The organism is Streptomyces sp. NPDC004752, assembly GCF_053601275.1.
Map to the genome: position 1 here is coordinate 83,963 of NZ_JBSGBN010000004.1, position 13,087 is coordinate 97,049.

Sequence of the window (13,087 nt, forward strand, 5' to 3'; positions counted from 1 at the left end):
CGGCGCCGCTCCCGGGCGCCCTGCGCTCAGGGGGGGGCGGGGGAGAGCGGGGGCGGGGGGGGGCCGGGGGGACCGGACCCCGCCCGCGCCAAGGTGCACGAGCCGTAGGTACGGGGGGAACCCCGGCTCGGTGCGACAGCCGATGACCAGTCGGCTCACTCTGTACTGCGTCACCGTGGCCGGAAACGTCACACCCGACTCGCCGGATCGTTCCCGATATGCGAAGGCGCAGGTCGGAGCCTTGGGTCGGGGGAGCCTTGACTCGGGGGAGCCTCAGAGCGCGGTGTACGTCGGGCTCGGCGAAGAGCCCGGGGAGCGCGTGGGGCCGTCGGGCCGCTGCGGGGCGAAGGCGGACGGGACGGGTGTGCTGCCGCCGTCCTGACGGTGGTCGTCGCCGCGACCCTCGTCCGAGCCGCCGCCGTCGTCATCACCACTCTGGTCGCCCCGGTGGCCGTGGCCGCCCCGGTTGTCCCGGTGACCGTGGTGACCTGAACCACCGTGGTCACCTGAACCACCCTGATCGCCCTGGTCGCCCCGATCGCCGTTGTTACCTTGATCGCCCCGATCGCCCTTGTCATCCTGCTCGTCCTGGCCGGACTGTTCGTCCTTGCCGTCCTTGCCGCCGTCGGACTTCCGGCCCGTGCCGCCCTGGGTGCCGCCGGTGCTCTCCAGGACTCCCTTGCAGTACGTCCACACGCGCGCGGGGCCGCCCGCCGCCCGCTCCAGGAGGCGCTCGCGGCCGGGGCCGATTTCCTTGCCGTCCCGGAGGTCACGGCAGGCCGCGGGCGCGCCCGCCCACGGCTGGGGGGTATGCCCGGCGGAGCCGGTGGCGCCGCCCTCGGCCCGATCGGTGCCGGACCCCTCGCGCGGGGAGCCGGTGCTGGGGGTGCCGCTCGTCGGGGCGCTCGGCGTCGGCGGGCCCGACGTACCGCCCTGCGCGACGTCCGCGGAGGGCGAGACGAGCGGACCTTCGGGCGTCCCGGCGGCGGAGACGGAGGCGGCGGGGCCGGGATCGTCGCCGCCGAAGGGCACCGGAAGGACTCCGGTGCCGGCGGCCACCGCGACCCCGCCGACCGTGCCCACGGCCAGCGCGGCGGCGAGCGCCAGCCGCACGGGGCGGGCCCAGCGGGGACGGCCGCGGGCGGGGGCCGGGCGGCCGCCGAGGCGGACCAGTCCCACGTCGGACGGCCGGGACGCCGCACCGGTGCGGCGCTCCTGCGAACCGTCGCCGTGCGCCACGGCGGCCTGCTCTGCGGTGGCCTCGCGGGCCTTGCGGAAGGCCGCCAACGCACCCTCCTCACCGGGGAGTTCGACCCCGGCCGGGGTGGCCTCGACGGCGAGCGCGCCCAGCGTCCCGGCGAGCCGTTCGGCCCGGCCTCGGGCGGACGCGTCGACGGCTTCGAGTGGCTCACCGCGCAGCAGACGTTCCGCCGTTTCCCGGTTCAGCCACTTGTCCTGCTCGTCGGCCATCACATGTCCTTCTGCGTCCGCCAACGCGTATGCGTCACAGTGGCGGACGTCACCGTACGATCGCGCGGTTCTCGCTGGGTCGGCAGGGCGTCGAGCCGGCCGGCTGATTCCGGATCCTCGGCGAGCAGTTCGGCGAGCCGTTTCAGACCACGGTGCGCGGCGGTACGGACGGCGCCCGCGCGTTTGCCGAGCGTCTCGGCGGCGGTCTTGGCGTCGAGTCCGACGACCACGCGCAGCACGACCGCCTCGGCCTGGTCCTGCGGGAGCCGCGCGATGAGGGCGAGGGCGCGGTCGGTGGCCAGGGCCTCGATGGCCTCGCCCGCGGTGTCGGACTCGGCGGCCCAGGCGGTCAGTTCGGTCTCGTCGCCGCCTATCACCGGGCGGCGGCCACGCATGCGTATGTGGTCGAGGGCGCGGTTGCGGGCGATACGGGCGGCCCAGCCGCGGAAGCGGTCCGCGTCACCGCTGAAGCGTTCGAGGTCGCGGGCTATCTGCAGCCATGCCTCGGACGCGACGTCCTCGGCGTCCGGATCGCCGACCAGTGTCCGTACGTACCCCAGCAGCCGCGGATGCACCGCGCGGTAGACGGTCCGGAACGCGGTCTCGTCCCCGTCCTGTGCCGCGCGTACCGCGGCGGTCAACTCCGCGTCGTCCCCCAGCACCCGTGGTATCCCTACTTTGCGCCTAAACCGGCGCCGCTCTCGCGGCCGTGGTCCTCGCCGTCGTGGTTCCTCAATTGATGGTTGCGGTGTTCGAGGTCACAGGTGGTTGGTCATGCGTCCCCCGCGCCTCGGCGCGAAAGGCACGTTACGGCCTGAAACCGCTGCCGTCCATGTCCGTACAAGATGCAACTAACTCATGACGCGGATCGGTGTGACAGAAAACGCACCCCTGACGCTGAAGGAAGTACGGGCCGCTGCGCGGCTCGTGCCGCGCGACGGCCGGGGCCTCTCCTGTGGGGGGTGGCGGCCCCGGCCGTCGCCTCGGCGCCTCCCGCTGTGACCCAGGAATTGTCCGGAGTGCGGGGCGTCTCCATACCTGGACCGTGGTCGAGGTCCTCCGCGCCCCTGGTATCCGCATCGGCACGGCTCGAACTGAGCCGGCACGGCCTGGTCCCATACCGGCTGCCGCCGGCCACCCCCTACGCGCCTGGTTCGAAGACTGGCCGCTCTCGGTCTCAGCTGCTGTAAAGGTCAGCTGTTGTATCAACTGCTGTAAAGGGTGGTCAGATCGACCAGGAGGAGATCGTCACGACGGTCGGCCAGGTCGACCAGGTCGGGGTAGAAGCCGTGCAGGGAGTACAGGGCCAGAGTGGTGGCAGCCGTGTCGTACCCCTGATCTGCGAGCAGGGCACGGATACGTTCCAGGCGCTCCAGGTCACCGGTCCCACGGCGGGCGGCGGTCGCCTTGGCCTCGCCCAGCAGCGCGATCCTCGCACGGGGAGCCTGTGGGCGCTCACCGGCAGCCAGGGCGATGACATCGACCTCGTGCTTCGTCCGGGCGGCCTGGTCGGCGACCTCGGTGGTACCGACCGGGCCGGGCAGTCCAGCGGGCAACAGGGTGTGGGCGTAACGACGGGTGAAGGCGCGGGCCAGGTCCTCGAAGTGCGGCCCGAGGATCTTGGAGTTGAAGGTCGGAGTTGCCTGCTGCCACACCTGCTCGGCGAAACCCTGCTCCACGGCGGCGGCCTGCGGGAGGGTGATGAGCTGGTTGAAGCGGATGACGGGGTCAGCGAGCGTGATGACGGGGTGTCTGGAGCGGAGGATGTCCTGTTCCCGCCGAATGTAGCCGGTGGATTCCAGCACTCCGAGCGGGTGAGCGACGGCGTTGCGCGGGCGTTCCAGGGCGGCACCGATCTTGCTGGGGGTGGTGGCGCCTTGCGCGATCGCGGTGAGGATGTCGTAGTACAGCGTGTGCTGCGTGATCCTCGGGTCCTCGCGCAGCAGGTACTCGGTCTCGGTACGCGAGTACACCGCCCGCCCCGGATCGAGCAGCGTCCGGGTGAGCCAGGTCTCAAAGCCGTCGTCCGGATGCGGCCGGGCAGCCACCGGCCGGTAGCCGGGTGCCCCGCCCAGGACCGCGTGCACCTTCAGCGCGGTCAGCGGTTCGGCGATCTGCCAAAAGGCCCGGCTGTCGCGGTAGTCGAAGGCACCCAGCCGTAGATCGACCACGGCTCGTCCCCGCAGCGGCTTGGTCCCCGAAAGCAGTTCGTGCATGACGCTCATGGCGGAGCCGCACAGGATCAGCCGCGGACCCGGCCCGGCACCAGGACGGGCACCCCGCTGGCGTTCGTCATAGAGCTGTTGCAGCAGCCCCGGGATTTCAGGCGAGTGCTGGAGCAAGTACGGCAACTCGTCGATCACCAGCAGCGGGTGCGCGGAACGGGCGGTCACATCAAGGGCGTTGGACAGGACGTCACGCCAGTCGGTCAGACGCAGACTCCCTGGCCGCAGGCCGGCGTGGGCGGCGACCGCGTCACTGAACCGCTGGATCGCGGGCAGCCGCCCCTCCTCCCGGACCGCTGTCGCGTACAGGCCGCCGACCTGCTCGGACAGTGCCCGCAGAAGGTACGACTTCCCTTGCCGCCACCGCCCCGACACGATGCCGAGCCGCATCGCCGGATCCGGATCAGCGACGAACTCCGCGAGCAGATCCCACTCCCGGTCCCGAGCGGCCGCGTCGTCCGGCTTGACCAGCAGGCTCTTCTTCACTCGCCCCCCCTACACATCGACTGCTACGAAATAAGTCCAAGTGCACTTCGACGGAAAGTGTCGTACTGGAATTCACTCTGGCACAACAGCTCGCAGGGGCCGACCCGATGATTGGGCGTAGCCCACGCGTGACCAACAGCGGCCAGGAACCGTCAGAAGCACCCCGACGGGGGCCGATCCAGACGGTAATCGAGAGCCTCTGCCCAGACGGCATAATTCCTGTTCAGAGGCCCTTCAAGGCTCAGGCAGGCCAAGGGTGGCGGCCCCGGCCGTCGCCTCGGCGCCTTCCACTGCGGCCCGGGCCGATACGGGGCATCGCCGGCCGCCGTGCCCCACCGTGTGACCCACCGGTCAGGGCGCCTCATGCACTGCTCCCCAGGCCGATGCGCAGAGCCGTCCCGGCCCCCGGCCTGCGAGCCCCTTCGACTCGGCGCTTGCCGTGCCGGGCCATGGTGCGCCCCGGTGAGTGGTGCCCCACATGCGCGGAGACCTCCATGGGGTTCTCCCCCGCGCCCTCCAGATGTCCCCGAGGCAGCGCGCCGTTCCCAGGGGCTCACCTCGGTTCGTCGGACACGGAGCTGTTTCCAGCATCCGAAGGCCTCGTAGCCTGCGCCGGCACACTCCCGGCCGATCCAGTATCGGATCTTCTTTCCCTCAGCCGGACCGTCACTGCGTCGCCGCTACTCACATCGCTTGAGCCTCTTCAGCATCACCGCGTAAGTCGGCGAGCCGTCGTACGGTTTGGACTCGTCAACCTTCTCGTATCCCCACGATCCGTATAGGGTCACAACCTTGGGGTGCGAGAGATCGACAAACAGCGTGACCGCCTCTTCATCCCTGCCGGACAGCAGTGCCTCGTGCAATTTCAAGGAGACGCCGGTCTTCCGCCAACGTGGCATCACCATCAGCTCCGACAGCGCGAAGGCCCGCTCCTCGGGCCCCAAGATCGCAGGCCGTTCAGATCCGCTCCACCAACCGCCAGGGCTGAAGGGGGCCCCATAGGCGTATCCCATCGGCTCGCCCTCGTCAAAGCCGATGACGCACACCCACCCGTCCCGGCTGCTCCAGCCGTCGACGAACTGCGTAAAACGCTCCCGAGAGTCGAAGGTTCCTGACAAACCCTCGTAGACCGCGTCGTGGATATCCAGCAGCATGGTTCGGATGCCCTTCACTTCTTCTTGCCCATAGTGCTTCAGATCCATTGCCGCGATCTTTCGATCCAGGAGGTGATTTCGGGCGCCGTCGAACCTGTGGAAATAATCAGCTTCCGAACCTTTTCCAAAATGTCTGTCGTGCGTTTCGAACCGGACTCCGGATTGAGCATGTCGTAGGCTCCCTGCCCCGCCGCACAGGCCAGTTCCACTTCCCCTTGGCTTGCCTGAGCAAGCGCAAGATGGGCCGAGTAAAGAGCCCGGTTTCGCACCAGTTCCGTACGGATTCCCGACAGCGCTCGGTGGAAGAAATACTCAGCCTTGGCGAAGTCACCCAGGGAGAACCACAAGCTCGCCGAGAGCCCATCGACTTCACTCTGATCGTAGAAGCCGATCCACGCCGGCCGCTCCGCGTCCGGGCCCCGAGCGAAGGAATTCTCCGCCGCAACGAGGGCCTTCAATGCATCACTGCGCTGACGGCTTCGCGCCAGCGTCCTCGCGTTTCGCATGTGCGCGAGGGAGGCATACACGGGGTCTCGCCGGGCGATCCACAGTACCTTCATGGCATCGGCCGCAGCCGCTGCCTCGACAAAGTCCCCCCTCTGCCCAGCCGTCATCGCAAGGTGATTCCACACGTGGTACTGGGTCTCGCTGTCTCCGGACAGCCCTGCGAATGTGACCGCCCTGTCCAGGTGCTTGCGCGCCCGGGTCCGGTCCTTGGCATCGATTGCGGCGAAGGCCGCGGTGCTGATCACATCAGAGGACAGGGAGTACAGCTTCTGCCGCACCCGTGGAGACGCAGTCCCCGATGAGAGGGTCGACTGGATGCGCGTGGACAGCTCAACAGCATCGTTCTCCACCTGCCGCGCCCCACCGACTCTCCAATCATCCTCAAGGATTTGGACGTATTCATGATGAAATCGGCGTACGTCACTCATCCCGAGGCGGGTCAGGGCAGGGGTCACTGCGGCGAGAGCGGTGCCACTTGCCGCTGTGAAGAACGTACGGCGGTGCACGGGGACCTCCCGCGGGGCCTGGACGGTCTTGCCCCGCGGGATGAACCCTAAATCGGTGGCCGAGCGTCCGAACACCCTCTCAAGGCAGAGCCGTTGCCTCGCATGCGGCCAACTGGTCTTGCCTTCGAGGTAGCGCCGCACGTCGCGGTCCGTGAAGCGCCCCTCCCGCCCAGTCAGCACCTCAGTCTCAGCGTTGAGTCTGCGGGCCAACCCCGCCTGTGAAAAGGCGAGTTCTTCCATTGCCTCGGCGAGCGCTCGGTTCTCCGCCATAACCGCACGGTAGCGGCGACACGACCAGCGACGACAACCCGAAGGTAAAAATCACCGGGGTCACGCACGCGTCGCGCGGCGGAATGACCTGTCCGCTACGGATGGTCCAGGGGTGAACTTGTCTCGTCGCAACCACCGTTGCAGTGAAGAGGCGCCACCCCGGCGCCCGGCTGCACGGAGAGGAGAGCCCGGCCAGCCCCCCTTCATGGCTGGGCAAATCCACCGCGCCGGAGGGATGACCCCGTGATCATGACAGCCGCCAGACCTACCACGACAGGTGCGCCGGGCTACAGCGAGACCATGCCTTGCGAGCCGGAGTCCGCACACCGCGCCCGCCAGCTCGTCTCTACCGCCCTCAACACCTGGGGCATAGGCGAGTTGGCTGACACCGCCAAGCTGATCGTCTCGGAACTGGTCAACAACTCCGTCAACCACACCAAGTGCCAAGCGATCCGCGTACTCATCCGCCGGGAGAAGCGCGACGTGATTCGCATCGGGGTTGCCGACAAGAGCCGAAACGTTCCCGTGTTGGGCAAGCCCGACGACAATGTGGAGGCGGGCCGTGGCTTGCTCCTGGTCGATTCCATGAGTCGTAATCGCCCGCCCACAGGCCGCGCCCCCGCTGTCCAACACGGCCCGTCAGCGGGTCTGGTTCGGCTCCCCCGAAGGGTCGGGCTGGGACTTGCCCGCCTGACCTCTCCACCGGACAACGGCACGACACCGAGAGGTCATCCGTGATGCAGGCCGAGGCCGGAGCCGACATCGTGGGACCGGCCGCGGTGATCACTCTCTCGGCGCGGGCCATTCGCGAGGCACGTATGGCGCTCTGGAGAACGCCCGCGAACTCAGGGCTTCCTGACCGACGCCAAAATGCCGTCTGCACCCTGACCGCGAAGGTCGGCGGCCACGCAGGAGCCACCCGTCGTCCCGGCGAGGGGCGCCCGGGCCGGTGGGATCACTGCTCGGCCCGGGGTTCCTCGGCCGCCGCCGTAGCTACCGACGCCGTCGCCGTCGCCGCGGCCAGTCGGTCGGCGCAGTACGCCGTCACCTTCTCCGTGCCGCCCGCGGCCGTGACGAGACGCTGCCAGGCCGTCGCGTTCAGCGCCTTGCCCCGGTCCTTGACCTGCTCGTACGCACGGCAGTGGGCGAGGGTGTCGTTGGCCGTGGCCGGGTGGTCCGGGCGGGCGTGGGCCGCCGCGGACTCCGGGGGCGCCGGGTCCGTGGGGCTGGGGCCTGCGGCCGGGCTCGTGGCGGGCCGGGGGGCGGACGGCTCCGGGGCCGGTTCGGTGGGCGGCCGTTCCCGGGTTTCCGTGGTTTCCGTCGACGGGTGCGGGGCCCGCCGGCCGGGCTCGTCGCCGTGGTGCGCCGGTGACCCGGCCGAGGCGATCGCCGCGACGGCGAGGCCGCCCAGCGCGACGCTCGCGAGGAACGCGGACAGCGTCGCCTTCACCGAGAACCGGGCGCGCCGCGGCGCGCGTGGCTGCCAGTCGTCCCGGCGCCGGGTCCGTGCCCGGTGCGCCCCCGTGTCCCGCGCGGCGCGGAACGCGGCGACGGCTCGCCGCTCGGCCGCCGGATCGAGGTCGGCGCCGTCCGGCCGGAGCGCGGCGGCGAACCGTGCCTCCAGCGTCGCGTCCTGGTCCGCCGACCTCGGGCCGGGCCGCGGGCCACCGGGGTGCGAGGGCCGCGGGCCGGGCAGCGGACCGCCAGGGTGCGCGTGCCGACGGCCTGGCGGCCCGTCGTCGCTGTGCCGTTCACCCATGTCCGCTCCCCGTCCTAGCCCGGCCCGCCGGATCCGCTGGGGCTGCCGGAGCCGTCCGCTCCTCGCCTCGCGGGGGCCGCCGGGCGCTGCTCGATCCGTCGGCTCCACCGACTCCATACGTGCCGCGCCCGCCACCGTTCATGTCGAATCCCCCAGCGTGCCCGGGCCCTGATCCGTCACACCGTCGTCCGCCGGTGATCCGCCGCCCAGTTGCCGGGCGAGACGTTTCAGCCCGCGGTACGCGGCCGTGCGCACCGCGCCGGGGCGCTTGCCGAGGACGCGCGCGGCGGCGGGGCCGTCGAGACCGACGACGACCCGCAGCAGCACGGCCTCGGCCTGGTCGCGCGGCAGCCCCCGGACCAGGGCGAGGGCGTGTTCGGTGGAGAGGGCCTCCAGCGCCTGGTCGTGCGTGCTGTGCGGCCCCGGCAGCTCCAGTACGTCCTGTTCAAGACCCGTGGCCCGGGGCCGCACCCGCTGCCTGCGCAGATGGTCGAGGGCCCGGTGCCGGGCGATGGTCGCGGTCCAGCCGCGGAACCCGGCGCCATCGCCCTGGAACCGGCCCAGGTCCCGGGCGATCTCCAGCCAGGCGTCGGAGGCCACGTCCTCCGCGTCGTCGCCGACGAGGCCACGGAGATAGCCGAGCAGGCCCGGCTGCACCATCCGGTAGGCCGCGGCGAAGGCGGTCTCGTCGCCGTCCTGGGCCCGCGCGACGGCCGCGCCCAGCTCGCCGTCGTACGCCTGTAGGCGGCGACGTTCCCCTCCCTGGCCCAAGAACCGTCCTCGTCCGTACGAGCCGTGCCCATGCCCGTGCCACCACTCGTCCTCGCGACGCATCGGCACCGAGCGACACGGTGCGACACGGCGACCCGTGTCCCCATGATGATCAGCGCCGCAGCTCACAGATGTGTCACAGGGCGTGGCTGTCCCGGCGGCCACCCACCGGGACAGCCGCGCCCGGCGCCCGGCTGCGGGCCGCGTCCGCGGTGGTCGTCAGGGCCCCGACACCGTCGCGTCCCGGCACAGCAGCCGCAGCGAGCCATGCCCGGCGAAGCAGCGCCGCGCCTCCTCGACGGGGTCCCACAGCCGACCGTCGGGCGTGCGGATCCAGTGGTCGCCGCCGCTCGCCCACCACTCGGCGCCGGTCTGCCGGACGATCACCTCGCCGGCGTAGGCGCCGAAGCCGCGCAGCACGTCCTGCACGGCGGCGGGCGGCGCCCCCTCGCGCCGTATGTCGTCGATCATCCGGTCCACCCGCCACAGGCTCTGCGCCGAGTAGTCGAGCCGTACCCGCGCGCCCTCGCGCATCGTCGCCACCACGTCCGCCGCCCATCGCACGGGCTTGGTCGCGGCCTGCGGCCTGGTCCGCTGCTGTTCTGTCACCTGCTGCGCTGTCACATAGTCAAAAGCGAGACCGGCGTGGCTTTCGTCACTCGGAACCGGGCCGGGTCCGCGACCGGTGCAGGACCGCCCCACCTCTCCCGCACGACGATCACAGCACCGGCCCAGGAGCGCGGGACGATCACAGCACCGGCCCGGGAGCGCGGTCCGCCCGGGCCCGCCGCCGAGCGGTCTCAGGCCCGGCCGCGGGCCCGGCGCGAGACCACCGCGCCCAGCACCCGGCGCCCCTCGGTCGTCACGTCCAGGGCCCGCCACAGCCCGCCCGCCCCATGCGCGGCGAGCAGTTCCAGGACGGTGACCTGACGGCGCAGTTCGGCGGCGACCAGCGGCGGCAGGCCCTGCGTACGGCCCTCGCCGGTCGTTGTACGGCCCTGGCTACGGCGCTCCCCGGTCGTCCTCCCGGCGCGTACGGCGTCCAGCGCCAGGGGGCGCAGACCGCGCGGGTCGCCGTCCGTGCCGGTGCCACCCGCGGCGGGTTCGAGGAGCCGGTGGACGCGTAGCGCGGCCACCGAGCAGGCGTCGGCCCACACCCGTAGCGCGACGCCGGTGCGCTCGGCCGGGACCGCGTCGAGCATCCGGCGGGCGAGCCGCACGGCCTCGTCCTCGTCCTCGTCCGCGGCATCGGCCGGGCCCGGCGGGCCTAGGGCGGCACGCGCCTGCTCCAGGCACCCGCCCCAGTGGCCGCCGTCCGCGAGGCTCCCCCACAGCGGGCGCAGCACCTCGCCGTCGCCGCCCAGCAGCGGTGCGCAGCGGTCCAGACAAGCCAACCCACTGGCGGCCAGCCCCTGTTCATCGGCCTGTGCGATCAGGTTCACCAGGCTCATTCGCGTCTCCCTCGCCGGGGCGCCGACCTGTACGGAGCCCGCACTTCCCGTTACTGCGCGGGAGGGCGCCGCAGTGTCACAGGGGTGGCGCACCCAGCAGGGCGAGAAGGCGGAAGAGCAGGTTCTCGGCCAGGTCGTCGGGCTCGGCGGTCAGCACGTCGAGCACGGCCTCCGCGGTGACCGTGTGCCCCGCCTCGGCGGCCCAGGCGACCGCACGCGCGGCGGCGTCGCGGGGATCCAGGAAGTAGTCCTCCAGGGTGAGGCCCGCCGCGTCGGCGCCGAGGTAGCCGGCCATCGCGGTGCGCGCCAGACACGTCGTCCAGGCGCCGCTGTCCGGCGCCGCCGCCTCGACGACCACACAGGCGCTGTCCATGACGTACCCGAACAGAGCGGGCGCGCCGGTCTGTTCGGCGAGGGCGTTCATGCTCCCGATCTCGCCCTCGGGGCCCGGGTACTCCCACACCTGCCAGCCGCCCGGCCCGGCCGCCCGCCGGGCCAGGCCCTCGGCAGCGGCCAGCGCGTCCAGTTCGGCGAGCGGCCGCGCGGCCCGGCCCACGACGACATACCCCCAGTAGCCCATGTCCGTCCCCCCTGGCTGTGCGACTCGGCTCCGGGCGAATACACCACAGCCGCACGGAAGTTCGCAGCCGTATCCGCAAACGGACCCCCGGGGCGGGGGTCAGCCCGGCGGCCCAGACCGGCGGGCCAACCCAGCGGGCCAGACCGGCGGGCCAACCCAACCGGTCAGCCCAGCGGCCCAGACCGGCGGGTCAGCCCAGTCGGCCGGCCAGCTTCTTGAAGTCGGCCCAGGACAGCGCCGGTGTGCCCGGGTCCCACAGCCGCTGCACGGTCGCCCGCAGCGGCATCCGGATCCCCGCGGCCACCTGGTCCTGGGTCTGGGCGTTCGGGAAGTCGCACCAGACGGCGAAAGAACCGCCGAGGATCTGCCCGTCGTACCGGGCGGGCACGGCGGTCGTACCGCGCAGCACCCGCGGGTTCCACTGCTCGTAGATCCGCTGCCCGGTGGGGTAGACGAAGGTCTGCGGCTGGCCGAGGACGTAGTACAGGAACTCGTCGTTGTAGTTGATGACCTTGCGCCCCTCGCCCAGGTACTCCGCCGGCGGCCGGGCGCCGATCTCCTTGCCCGTCCAGTAGGCGACCTCCAGGTCCTTGGCGGGCTGCACGGAGGTCCCCCGGTAGAAGCCGTCGTTCCAGGCCCGCATCGTGCGGTCATGGGCGCGGACGGTGTCGGCGCGGGCGTTGAGCCAGCCGGTCGCCAGGTCGGCGATGGTGCCGCCGGGGCCGTACGCCTTCTGGGCGGCGGTGGCCAGCTGGGGGAAGGACGCGGCCGGATCGGACACCGCGAGCGCGCGGTACTCGTCGCCGCCGAGGTGCCAGTACGGGCCCGGGAACACACCGCTGAACTCGCCCAGCAGGTCGTCGAGGAGGCGCGCCGCGGCGGGCTTGGAGATGTCGATGGCACCGCGCGAGGCGACGCCCTGCGCGTTGCGCAGCTGGAGATCGGGGTGGGCGGCGATGACCGCGCCGAGGTGTCCGGGGGAGTCGATTTCGGGTACGACGGCGATGTGCCTGCCGGCCGCGAGGTCGACGATCTTCTTGACCTGCGCCTGGGTGAGATGGTCCTTGGAGACGATCTCCGGGTGGGTCCTGGACTCGATCCGGAAGCTCTGGTCGTCGGAGAAGTGCAGCCCCAGCTCGTTGAACTTCAGGTCCGCCAGCTCGCGCACCCGGTCCTCTATCCAGGACTCGCTGAACGGCTTGCGCGCTATGTCCAGCATGAAGCCGCGCCGCGGCTTGGCGGGCTCGTCGCGCACGACGCCCTCCGGGGCGGCGCCGCCGCCGTGGACCTCCTGCTTCAGGGTGCGGGTGCCGTAGAACACACCCGCGTCGGCGGACCCGCTTATGGTCACCCCGCCGCCGCGCACGGTCATGGTGTACGACTCCGGGTTCCCGGCCTTGTCGCCGGTCAGCTCCAGCCGCAGGTCCCCGGCGCGCCGGTCGTGCCGCTCACCCGCGTACGCGAGGCCCAGCTCACCGGCTATCAGGCGGCCCTCGTCCGCCAGGGCCGGGTCGCCCACCACGACCCGCTCGCCCCGGGCGGGGCGCCAGCCGGGGCCGTGCTCGGGGGTGTGCGAGCGCACGGCGGGGATGGTACGGGGGGCCTGGGACAGCGGGTAGGAACGGCTGGGCGACGGGCTCGCCGGGCTCGGGGTGGCCGAACCGGGGGCCGCGCCCACCGCGCTGTCGCCCGAGGATCGGCGCGCGGCTCCCGTGGACGGTGCTCCGGTGCCGCCGTCCGCCGCGGCCCAGACACCCAGTCCGACCCCGAGTGCGACCGTGCAGACGAACGCTCCGCCGATCGCCGCGCGCCGCCGCCTGATCTGCTGCGCCGATGCGCGGCGCCTGTGCTGGCTCACACCGCCAAGCTAAGGCCAATGCCGAAGCGATGCGTCCACGAGCCGTTCCG

12 protein-coding genes are annotated in these 13,087 nt (G+C 71.8%); 1 reads left to right on the forward strand and 11 read right to left on the reverse strand.

Features of this window, described 5'->3' with window-relative positions:
- Nucleotides 1–273 precede the first annotated feature (273 nt).
- The 5 genes from ACWEKM_RS03135 to ACWEKM_RS03155 all read right to left on the reverse strand — a co-directional run bounded on the left by ACWEKM_RS03135 (nt 274) and on the right by ACWEKM_RS03155 (nt 6,618).
- The gene (locus ACWEKM_RS03135; RefSeq protein WP_451619414.1) at nt 274–1,470 is read right to left on the reverse strand and encodes a hypothetical protein; all 1,197 of its coding nucleotides are present in this window, start codon (nt 1,468–1,470) and stop codon (nt 274–276) included.
- Entirely contained in the window at nt 1,470–2,132 is a 663-nt protein-coding gene (locus ACWEKM_RS03140; protein ID WP_451619415.1) for an RNA polymerase sigma factor, read from the reverse strand. Before ACWEKM_RS03140 ends, ACWEKM_RS03135 begins: the two co-directional genes overlap by 1 nt.
- Nucleotides 2,133–2,675: 543 nt before the next feature.
- Nucleotides 2,676–4,181, reverse strand: a complete 1,506-nt coding sequence (locus ACWEKM_RS03145) for an AAA family ATPase (protein WP_451619416.1) — start codon at nt 4,179–4,181, stop codon at nt 2,676–2,678.
- A 680-nt stretch (nt 4,182–4,861) separates the two neighbouring features.
- Nucleotides 4,862–5,383 carry a GNAT family N-acetyltransferase gene (locus ACWEKM_RS03150; protein ID WP_451619417.1) on the reverse strand — a complete coding sequence of 174 codons (522 nt, stop codon included), beginning with the start codon at nt 5,381–5,383 and terminating at the stop codon, nt 4,862–4,864.
- Nucleotides 5,374–6,618, reverse strand: coding sequence for an XRE family transcriptional regulator (locus ACWEKM_RS03155; protein ID WP_451619418.1), 1,245 nt, complete (start codon nt 6,616–6,618; stop codon nt 5,374–5,376). Before ACWEKM_RS03155 ends, ACWEKM_RS03150 begins: the two co-directional genes overlap by 10 nt.
- A gap of 249 nt (nt 6,619–6,867) precedes the next feature.
- Here ACWEKM_RS03155 and ACWEKM_RS03160 point away from each other — a divergent pair, with 249 nt between their 5' ends.
- Nucleotides 6,868–7,356 (forward strand): ATP-binding protein, encoded by a 489-nt coding sequence (locus ACWEKM_RS03160; RefSeq protein WP_451619465.1) that lies wholly within the window; start codon nt 6,868–6,870, stop codon nt 7,354–7,356.
- A gap of 217 nt (nt 7,357–7,573) precedes the next feature.
- Here ACWEKM_RS03160 and ACWEKM_RS03165 read toward each other — a convergent pair whose 3' ends face one another.
- From ACWEKM_RS03165 to ACWEKM_RS03190, 6 genes are all read right to left on the reverse strand, one after another.
- A complete protein-coding gene (locus ACWEKM_RS03165) occupies nt 7,574–8,377 on the reverse strand; it encodes a hypothetical protein (protein ID WP_451619419.1) in 804 nt (267 codons plus the stop codon).
- A 138-nt stretch (nt 8,378–8,515) separates the two neighbouring features.
- Nucleotides 8,516–9,148, reverse strand: a complete 633-nt coding sequence (locus tag ACWEKM_RS03170) for an RNA polymerase sigma factor (protein WP_451619420.1) — start codon at nt 9,146–9,148, stop codon at nt 8,516–8,518.
- A gap of 219 nt (nt 9,149–9,367) precedes the next feature.
- Nucleotides 9,368–9,757 (reverse strand): hypothetical protein, encoded by a 390-nt coding sequence (locus ACWEKM_RS03175; RefSeq protein ID WP_451619421.1) that lies wholly within the window; start codon nt 9,755–9,757, stop codon nt 9,368–9,370.
- Between the two features lie 191 nt (nt 9,758–9,948).
- Complete coding sequence (locus ACWEKM_RS03180; RefSeq protein WP_451619422.1) at nt 9,949–10,599, reverse strand: hypothetical protein; 651 nt, start codon at nt 10,597–10,599, stop codon at nt 9,949–9,951.
- 76 nt (nt 10,600–10,675) lie between these two features.
- Entirely contained in the window at nt 10,676–11,179 is a 504-nt protein-coding gene (locus ACWEKM_RS03185; protein ID WP_451619423.1) for a hypothetical protein, read from the reverse strand.
- Between the two features lie 190 nt (nt 11,180–11,369).
- Complete coding sequence (locus tag ACWEKM_RS03190) at nt 11,370–13,037, reverse strand: beta-N-acetylhexosaminidase (RefSeq protein ID WP_451619424.1); 1,668 nt, start codon at nt 13,035–13,037, stop codon at nt 11,370–11,372.
- Between the last annotated feature and the right edge of the window lie 50 nt (nt 13,038–13,087).

Coding starts and splice junctions, on each gene's coding strand:
- ACWEKM_RS03135 (WP_451619414.1), bottom strand. CDS start 1,470: ATGGCCGACGAGCAGGACAAGTGGCTGAACCGGGAAACGGCGGAACGT.
- ACWEKM_RS03150 (WP_451619417.1), bottom strand. CDS start 5,383: ATGGATCTGAAGCACTATGGGCAAGAAGAAGTGAAGGGCATCCGAACC.
- ACWEKM_RS03155 (WP_451619418.1), bottom strand. CDS start 6,618: ATGGCGGAGAACCGAGCGCTCGCCGAGGCAATGGAAGAACTCGCCTTT.
- ACWEKM_RS03160 (WP_451619465.1), top strand. CDS start 6,868: ATGACAGCCGCCAGACCTACCACGACAGGTGCGCCGGGCTACAGCGAG.
- ACWEKM_RS03165 (WP_451619419.1), bottom strand. CDS start 8,377: ATGGGTGAACGGCACAGCGACGACGGGCCGCCAGGCCGTCGGCACGCG.
- ACWEKM_RS03180 (WP_451619422.1), bottom strand. CDS start 10,599: ATGAGCCTGGTGAACCTGATCGCACAGGCCGATGAACAGGGGCTGGCC.
- ACWEKM_RS03185 (WP_451619423.1), bottom strand. CDS start 11,179: ATGGGCTACTGGGGGTATGTCGTCGTGGGCCGGGCCGCGCGGCCGCTC.